Here is an 8,139-nt window from a genome sequence, read left to right on the forward strand (position 1 = left end):
ATTTTTAAGTTTGCAAATGGTTACCGTTTGCAGTCAATGGGGGAATAACTAGTCGTAAAGTAGCTATACTAAAAAGATGATAATAGCATGAGCGAAAATTTTACGAAATCGAAAAGTTAGCTGTTAGATCAATAAAAATGTAATAATTAAAAGCTGAATAGAATTATGCAATATGTGTAGATAACAATGAATACACATATTGCGTAATTCTAATTGGGGAGAGTCAATAAAAAAGTGATTATTTTAATTGAAAACTTCTGTGACCTATCTGCTCACATTTAATTCATAAACATAAACGATGTATTAATCTTCATGCTTGTCGATTGAAACCACAAGCGTAATTCTTCCCTTGAACTAGCATTATCTGTTGCCAGATAACCGGTTTGTAAAGAACGAACTATCGAATTACCACGTTCATTGTTTAGAAGTGTATAGACTTTACCGGCTTGACGGACATTGAGTTGTAGTAAAATGTCTACGTCAGAATCAGGGAGTGCGACGAAACTTGGTATGGAACTGGACTCCGGGATCTCCAATTTTAGATTTGTTGCTCCGAATTTAATGTCTTCCAAAACGGCTGATTGGAAAATTGGTGCTTGCGCAGTCGCCAAGTCATCTGCATTTTTATATATGGAAACGAATACATCGAAAGGAGCATTACGGTCTAGTCCCGCATTTGAATATGGGCTAGCAAAACCTAGGCTGTCTATCGTAATGGAATCGACTTTTCTGACATTCACAACCTCCACAATTTTCGATAAAGAATCCAGTGCCTGTACAGATTCTTTTCTGTTTTCAGAAGTTGCATAAAGGTATTGCGTGAGTTTAAATTTACCGATCTCAAAGAGTTCCAACTGCAGCTCTTTTGTGGTATCGCTTTTCACGAATTTTTCACGCGTTAAATCTTCTACCGTCCATTTTACAAAGAGATTACTGTCCGGGGAAAGCTCACTACCAGCCGCGCGCTCCCAATAGCTATTATTGACAAAAGTTGCGCCGTTATACACTTCATACGGGCTATCGCTATCTATGATATAGCCCGCTTTTGGGAGAATAATTACGGAATCATCCAATTGCTTGCCTTGCGGATTTACGTAGGCAAACCCCGTGACTAAGGTTTCTTCAGGAAGCTTATCTATCAGATTATTTTCTTTTTTACAGCCTATTATAAAAATGACGACGATCAAAAAAGGGAATGGTTTCATTGTAGCGTTAGTGTAAGTTATGTATTAGTAAGAAGTCCAAAGGTAGTAAAATAAGTATTAAAATTCTAAGTATTTTGAATTTAGATGTGCGTTAGTGGTTTTACGTAGAAAAAATTACCATCCCTTTCTGCTACAACCTTCCGACTTTTGGATACATGCAGGCGCTTCAATCGGACGAACTTTGCTTTATCAAATTATTATAAAGATGGATTTAAAAAATAGTACCGTCCTCATTACTGGTGGAACCAGTGGGTTAGGTTTGGAGTTTGTTAGGCAACTGACTAAGATCGGAGCAAAAGTTATCGTAACAGGCCGTAAACTGGAGGCGCTTAACGAAACAAAAAAGGAATTTCCCAATGTGGAAATATTTCAAAGCGATGTGAGCAACCCGGAAGACATTAAACAGTTATTTCATGATGTTACATCACAATTTCCAGATCTAAATATAGTCATTAACAATGCAGGGATGATGCGTTTAATAGATCTACAGGATCAGACGTTGGATTTGGAAAATATAAACCGAGAAGTTGCGACCAACCTATCGGGAACGATCCAAATGGTGCATCAGTTTCTGCCGCATTTGCTTACAAAGAAGTCAGCTGGGATTGTAAATGTTTCATCAGGCATTGCCTTTATGAGTTACTCAGCGGCGCCTATATACAGCGCTACAAAAGCAGGTATAAGAGCGTATACCCAGTCCCTGCGTTTACAATTAGAAGACAGCTCGGTACAGGTTTTTGAAATGATACCTCCCGGTGTTAAAACCAAATTGCAAGACGACTGGGTAAAGCAGCCCAACGACAGCATGATGATGAATGCCGATGAAATGGTTAAAATCGCTATTAGCGGAATGTTGAAAGATAAGAAAGAGCTGAAGCCATTTATGATCAGCGTTATCAAGTTTGCTAGCAGACTCATGCCAAATGTTTTATTAAAGTTTGGACACGGAGAATTCAAAGCAATTAAAAAGTTAAAACGGCAGGCGTAATGGGAAAGACATTCTTTACAACGTTGTGGCTATTGTTTTCCTTCGCAAGTTTTGCGCAACAGCCAGCCGATAGAATCATCGGCAATTGGGAAAGTATGGATGCTGATGTAAAGCTGAAGTTTACTATTTTTAAGTCTGAAGGGAAATATTTTGGTAAATTGCTATGGGCTTCTAATATGTTTGAGGAGGATGGTAAAACGCCGAAACGCGATTTTAAAAATCCTAATAACATGTTGCAAAGTCGCTCCAGGCAAGGAATAAAAAATACCCGTTTATTTTTGTAAAATGAAAAATCAAACTCCTTACAGGATAAAATCCATCACGGAAGGTCATCGCCTAGCTGGTCTCGAAAAGCCACATCACCCACTTATAAGTATGCTGGACGTTTCTAAATTTAAAAATGACTCGGATGTGAACGCTGTGATTTTTGACTTTTATACCGTGTCTTTGAAACGCGGTTGCAATAACTTGCTTTACGGACAACAGAAATATGATTTTGATGAAGGGTTGATGGCCTTTATGTCTCCCGGGCAAATTTTACGTGGCGAAGAAGGGGGACTGCCTCCAAATCTTGAAGGCTGGATGCTATTTATCCATCCTGATTTTTTGTGGAATACAGCACTGGCAAAGAAGATAAAACAATACGAATACTTCGGCTATGCTACAAACGAGGCCCTATTTCTTTCTGATAAAGAAGAGTCAATAATGAATAGTATCGTTGAAAATATTAAAGCTGAATACCAAGCCCATATTGATAAATTTAGTCAGGATGTGATTATCGCACAGTTAGAATTGATGTTTACCTATGCACAGCGATTTTATGAACGGCAATTTATTACTCGGAAGATTAGTAACCACAAGGTGTTAGAACGATTGGAAAGCGTTTTAGATGATTATTTCAATAGAGAAGATTTGCTATCTAAGGGATTGCCTACGGTGCAATTTGTCGCAGAATCCTTGAATATTTCGAACAAATATTTGGGAACGTTATTGAAGCAATTAACAGGACAAACTACCCAACAACACATCCATGAAAAACTCATTGAAAAAGCGAAAGAAAAATTGTCTACAACGGAGTTGTCTGTTTCAGAAATAGCTTATGAACTGGGATTTGAGCATTCGCAAAGTTTTAGCAAATTATTTAAGATCAAAACCAAGCAAAGTCCATTGGAATTTCGTCAGTCTTTCTATTGAGCTGTATTTTCGCGTCGTGTAAGCGTCTTTCATTTCCAAATTATCCTAGTCATGATCGAGGTGCGTAGTAGATTATCAAGACCCCAATGAGGGCAATTCCCGCGCCTAGGATGTCAAATTTATCTGGCTTGAAATTATCGAAGTACATCGCCCAAAGTATAGACATTACAATAAATATACCGCCGTAAGTTGCATACACTTTGGCAAATCCTGCCTCCTGCCATGTGGCTACGACACCGTAGCTTATAAGAATGAGTGCGCCTAATAGTGCATACCACCATGGTTTCCCCTCTCGTAAAAATAGCCAGACTAAGTAACCTCCACCAATTTCGCATAGCCCCGCCAAGAGAAATATCCCAATAGATCTTATATCCATAACGTTTTTTGCTGCAAGATACAGATTGTTGAAGCAGATTTGTTATTCACACCCGGTAACTCGCCGAGCATTACCCTATATTCGCCGACAGGAAAAGCTCACTCATCGATACATATGTAATACTTCGGAGAATCGCACTTACCTTTGCCGTTGTGGAAAATAAAATTACCGCAACACACATCAACCATTTACGATATATGAAAAAAAGAACCGTTGTTATCCTATCACCTTTTCTTATTATGCTTATCAACCTATTGGTTGCGGTCGTTGCGGGGTACTATATTGGGAAGTGGGCTTTTATTCCCATTATTTTAATAGAGTGGGGGCTATTTCTATTTTTCATCATCAAGTACGGAGGAAAGGTAGCAATACGAAATTGGTTGAAGCCCTCAAAAGCAGGATTCGGATGGATAATTGCAACACTCGTCGTTGCTATAACGCCGCTACCGATCTTTTTGAAATACCATCATCTATTGTCTTCCTGGCAACTTATTGTCCCTTGGATAATATTAGCTTTGGTAAATCCTTGGCTAGAAGAATTTTACTGGCGTGGCTTGTTAAGCGACTACACCAAAAGTTGGGGGGCTCCTTTATCGGTGCTGTTCAGCAGTATGATGTTCTCGCTAAATCACGCTGTATTTGGCATCAACTCGTCATTGTTTAGCGGATACGAAGTGATGATTTCTACTTTCCTTATGGGGATCGTATGGGCGATTACTTACAAACGAACAGACAGCCTTCGCTGGATCATCTTCGCACATTTTCTAGTCGATTTTTTAAATTTATCTTCCGTCTCGTTTCTTGATCTATTTAAACCAAGTTGGTAAAGGGCTCGGTTGTCTTTTCAAATCTGTCAATTGTTTCCTGCAACGGATCTTAATCCCACTCGACCAATGCTCGGAGTGAAATTTCCATCGCGTTAGCGATTTCGAGCAAGGTATAGAGTGTCGGATTAACTTTTCCATTTTCTAATTTTTCAATCGCTTGCCGATCTTTGCTGCAAGCACGCGCAAGGTCCGATTGGCTCCAGTTCTTTTGTTTTCGAAGTTCGACAATACGTTTTCCAAGTTTCTGTTTCAGTTGATCTCTCGTCATGGAATAAATGTCAGCTAATACGCTGACAAAATTGTCATATAAAAGATTGACATATTAGGAATATGCTTTATATTTGTCATATAACTATATGACAATAAAAAATATAAGGAAGCTCAAAATTCATAGAAAATATCAGCAGAGAGCCTATGGCATAACCAAGATTCCGGCACTTAGGATTGAAGGAAAGTGGTTGGAAAAGCTGGGGTTTAAAGAGGGAGCAAAGGTTAACGTCGAGCAAGGAAAAAATAAATTGGTGATCCGTTTAGCTAACGCCAATGAATAAGGAACTAGCCGCATAGCAAGTTTTAATATCTTCCTATTCATTTTTTATTTGTAAGTTGGTCTATCAGAAATACGTTCATCTAAATGAATAGAAAAATATGCTTACAGCTATAATTCCCAAATTACCCATGCGCGATAAGGCCGCCACGAAAGCCTTTTACATCGATCGACTGGGCTTTAGCGAGATTGCGGACTATGGCGATTATTTGTTGATCAAAAAAGATGCTATTGAGATCCATTTGTTTGCCTTTGCCGAACTTGATCCAACGCAGAACTACGGACAGGTCTATGTGCGGACACAGCATATCGACAAGTTTTACCAATGGCTTTTAGATCATCACGTTCCCATTCATCCGAATGGACCTCTGGGATAAAGCCTTGGGGTCAAAGAGAATTTTCGCTGCTTGATCCGGATAATAATTTGTTGACTTTCGGACAGGATGCTTAGCTATCCTATTCGCAGAATACGTTTGAAATGGAAAAACATAGCATGCAACAGCAACATACAGACGGAAGGGCAACAGCTTTTGCACAAACCTATTTCCATGGCACGAAGGCTGATCTTGCCTTAGGCGATTTGATTGAAGTGGGGTTTAATTCCAACTACGGCCGTCGGATACAAGCAAAATACATTTTCTTATCGGCGACTTTGGATGCCGCAATCTGGGGAGCAGAGCTTGCTTTTGGCGAGGGGCGGGAAAGAATATACGTAGTCGAGGCTACGGGAGTTATTGAAGATGACCCTGACCTTACAGACAAGAAATTTCCGGGCAACCCAACGAAATCTTATCGCTCAACCGATCCATTTCGCGTGGTCGGCGAAGTAACTGTATGGAAAGGACATCCACCCGAACAGGTGATGGCTATGAAATCAGCATTGGAAAAATTAAAAGAGCAGGGTATTGACTCTTTAAATGATGTGTAGGTATCTAATAGAACTGATGACAACACTGTCAAGCATTACTCTCACGAGGCAAAAGGATTCAGTAAAAAAAACTTGAAACAGCGAGTTGTTGATCCTGCTGTGACTAACCTTCCTTCGAATTAACGATCAGGTAAGCACGTACGAGTTGCCCATCACGATCGTTGAGTTTCGCTTTCGGAATCATACGTTTCAAGGTCTTATTCCATTGCTCAGGCGTGCGCGTTTCTGGCTCTTTTAATTTATGGCACTTCGCACAATTATTCGTGAATAGCACTTTACCTTCCGCAATTTGTTCCGCGTTGTACTTGGATAGAATCTGCTCTTTGTTTTCAACCGGTAGGTTGCGAATAACTTCACTGGCTTTCGGGAAACAACCTGCAAGAATAGCGATACCTAGACCGATCATGATGCTCATCTTCAGTTTATTCATTGGGATGTATTTACATTAAAACTCTTCTCAGTAGATTAACAATGATCGTCTAAAACTGTTTTCTTCAAAAAATGAAGAGTTCGAAAAAACATTTTTCCCTTTTTTTGATTTTAATAAAGTCGTCCTTGCAATGAAGCATCGGATAGGGACAATAAAGACGAGGTATTACGGTATGTTGCTAAAAGGAAAGATTTCTATTTTTGATTTTGTAAAAACAATAAAAAACGACCTGTTTGCCATCACGGCATTCAGTGTCGTGGTCGGTTTGATAGCTACGCAGCGGTATTTTGCGTCGCTCGTTATTCCGCTCGCCCTAGTAGCGATTGTGGGTACTGCGATATCTTTATTATTGGCCTTTCGGACGGGGCAGGCCTACGATCGGTGGTGGGAAGCGCGCATTGTTTGGGGCGCAATCGTGAACGACTCGCGTACGCTGATCCGGCAACTCTATGAGTTTCTTCCTGATGGTGAGGAGGAAGAAATCCGAATATTTATGGAACGACAGGTCATATGGAACTATGCGCTTAGCGAATCCCTGCGTGGTGTTCCTTTCTCTCCAGAGGTGCGTAACTACATCGACGCACAGGGAATCAAAGATTTCAATGTGCCCAATGCAATGCTTTTGAAACATGGATTGCAATTAAAGCGCCTATCGAAAGAAGGAAAGCTAACCGAGTTCAGGCAGGTGCAGCTGGATAGCACCCTCACAAAATTGTGTGATTCTATGGGGAGATGCGAGCGTATAAAAAATACAGTCTTTCCGGCATCCTACAGTGCATTACTCCACTTCTTGATCTATCTGTTTACGCTTTTATTACCATTTAGTTTGGATGATAACTACGCGTCGATAAAAGCTATTCTTACCGCAGGTATTCCAACTATATTCATCATTATAGAGCGCACAGCGATATTGATGCAAGATCCTTTTGAGAATGGTCCAATGGATACGCCCATGACAAATATCAGTCAGAATATTGAGTTTGTACTGCGTCAGCAAATGGGAGAGGATGTACAGAAGCCTGCAGGGCCTGATCCAGATTTTTATTACGTTTTATAAAATTCAAATTCAAAAGTGAAAAGTTAGAATTTCTAAAATCTATATACTATTATCTACATACTGATATCTACATACGCACTACCGGCAGTCCCACCCACAACCTTTCCGTCCTTGCCAGGACAGGGCCTTCCTTTTTTTTCTAAAAAAAGGAAGCAAAAAAATCGTCGCTTGAAACCTTTGCAGGGGAGGCTTGTGCAGGGGGAAATTCCTGCACATCGCAAAGCTTTCGAGGCGACATATTCCGTTAATAAAAGGGGGAGTAACAATAAGTTGAGGATTAGCTTGCTGCTATGTCAATACGCAATACGCACATCTCACTACCGGCAGTCCCTCCCACAACCTTTCCGTCCTTGCCAGGACAGGGCCTTCCTTTTTTTTCTAAAAAAAGGAAGCAAAAAAATCGTCGCTTGAAACCTTTGCAGGGGAGGCTTGTGCAGAGGCAAATCCCTGCATATTGCAAAGCTTTCGAGGCGACATATTCCGTTAATAAAAGGGGGAGTAGCAATAAGTAGAGGATTAGCTTGCAGCTATGTCAATACGCACATCTCACTACCGGCAGTCCCTCCCACAACCTTTCCGTCCTTGCC

General features: G+C 40.3%; 12 protein-coding genes. 8 read left to right on the top strand and 4 right to left on the bottom strand.

All coding sequences use genetic code 11. The annotated features are described in order from the left end of the window. Nucleotides 1-278: 278 nt before the first annotated feature. On the bottom strand, nt 279-1,205 hold the full coding sequence (locus DI53_RS11905) for a hypothetical protein (RefSeq protein WP_037499622.1): 927 nt from the start codon (nt 1,203-1,205) through the stop codon (nt 279-281). Between the two features lie 205 nt (nt 1,206-1,410). Here DI53_RS11905 and DI53_RS11910 point away from each other — a divergent pair, with 205 nt between their 5' ends. From DI53_RS11910 to DI53_RS11920, 3 genes are read left to right on the top strand one after another with little or no spacing between them, the layout of a single operon-like run. Further along, a complete protein-coding gene (locus tag DI53_RS11910) occupies nt 1,411-2,193 on the top strand; it encodes an SDR family oxidoreductase (protein WP_037499625.1) in 783 nt (260 codons plus the stop codon). After that, the gene (locus DI53_RS11915) at nt 2,193-2,477 is read left to right on the top strand and encodes a DUF2147 domain-containing protein (RefSeq protein WP_052072362.1); all 285 of its coding nucleotides are present in this window, start codon (nt 2,193-2,195) and stop codon (nt 2,475-2,477) included. The genes DI53_RS11910 and DI53_RS11915 overlap by 1 nt, the downstream gene beginning before the upstream one ends. A gap of 1 nt (nt 2,478) precedes the next feature. Next, nucleotides 2,479-3,387 (top strand): helix-turn-helix domain-containing protein, encoded by a 909-nt coding sequence (locus DI53_RS11920; RefSeq protein WP_037499628.1) that lies wholly within the window; start codon nt 2,479-2,481, stop codon nt 3,385-3,387. A gap of 49 nt (nt 3,388-3,436) precedes the next feature. Here DI53_RS11920 and DI53_RS11925 read toward each other — a convergent pair whose 3' ends face one another. Continuing rightward, complete coding sequence (locus DI53_RS11925) at nt 3,437-3,763, bottom strand: YnfA family protein (protein ID WP_037499631.1); 327 nt, start codon at nt 3,761-3,763, stop codon at nt 3,437-3,439. A 197-nt stretch (nt 3,764-3,960) separates the two neighbouring features. On the opposite strand from DI53_RS11925, the gene DI53_RS11930 reads away from it, so the two are divergent. Next, nucleotides 3,961-4,590, top strand: a complete 630-nt coding sequence (locus tag DI53_RS11930) for a CPBP family intramembrane glutamic endopeptidase (RefSeq protein WP_037499634.1) — start codon at nt 3,961-3,963, stop codon at nt 4,588-4,590. Nucleotides 4,591-4,639: 49 nt separating this feature from the next. Here the strand turns inward: DI53_RS11930 and DI53_RS11935 are convergent, their stop codons facing one another. Further along, nucleotides 4,640-4,858: a helix-turn-helix domain-containing protein gene (locus tag DI53_RS11935; protein ID WP_037499637.1), complete on the bottom strand. Its 219-nt coding sequence runs from the start codon at nt 4,856-4,858 to the stop codon at nt 4,640-4,642. An 88-nt stretch (nt 4,859-4,946) separates the two neighbouring features. On the opposite strand from DI53_RS11935, the gene DI53_RS11940 reads away from it, so the two are divergent. From DI53_RS11940 to arr, 3 genes are all read left to right on the top strand, one after another. Beyond that, nucleotides 4,947-5,141 (top strand): SymE family type I addiction module toxin, encoded by a 195-nt coding sequence (locus DI53_RS11940; protein WP_037499638.1) that lies wholly within the window; start codon nt 4,947-4,949, stop codon nt 5,139-5,141. A gap of 97 nt (nt 5,142-5,238) precedes the next feature. Beyond that, the gene (locus tag DI53_RS11945; RefSeq protein WP_241462413.1) at nt 5,239-5,514 is read left to right on the top strand and encodes a VOC family protein; all 276 of its coding nucleotides are present in this window, start codon (nt 5,239-5,241) and stop codon (nt 5,512-5,514) included. Nucleotides 5,515-5,630: 116 nt separating this feature from the next. Beyond that, entirely contained in the window at nt 5,631-6,065 is a 435-nt protein-coding gene (arr, locus tag DI53_RS11950) for an NAD(+)--rifampin ADP-ribosyltransferase (RefSeq protein ID WP_071790487.1), read from the top strand. 103 nt (nt 6,066-6,168) lie between these two features. Here the strand turns inward: arr and DI53_RS11955 are convergent, their stop codons facing one another. Then, nucleotides 6,169-6,495 carry a cytochrome c gene (locus DI53_RS11955; protein WP_037499643.1) on the bottom strand — a complete coding sequence of 109 codons (327 nt, stop codon included), beginning with the start codon at nt 6,493-6,495 and terminating at the stop codon, nt 6,169-6,171. Between the two features lie 130 nt (nt 6,496-6,625). Between DI53_RS11955 and DI53_RS11960 the strand changes: the two genes are divergently transcribed. Continuing rightward, nucleotides 6,626-7,552, top strand: coding sequence for a bestrophin family protein (locus tag DI53_RS11960; protein WP_241462414.1), 927 nt, complete (start codon nt 6,626-6,628; stop codon nt 7,550-7,552). Nucleotides 7,553-8,139: the final 587 nt, after the last annotated feature.

Source organism: Sphingobacterium deserti (assembly GCF_000757725.1).
Taxonomy (GTDB): Bacteria; Bacteroidota; Bacteroidia; order Sphingobacteriales; family Sphingobacteriaceae; genus Sphingobacterium; species Sphingobacterium deserti.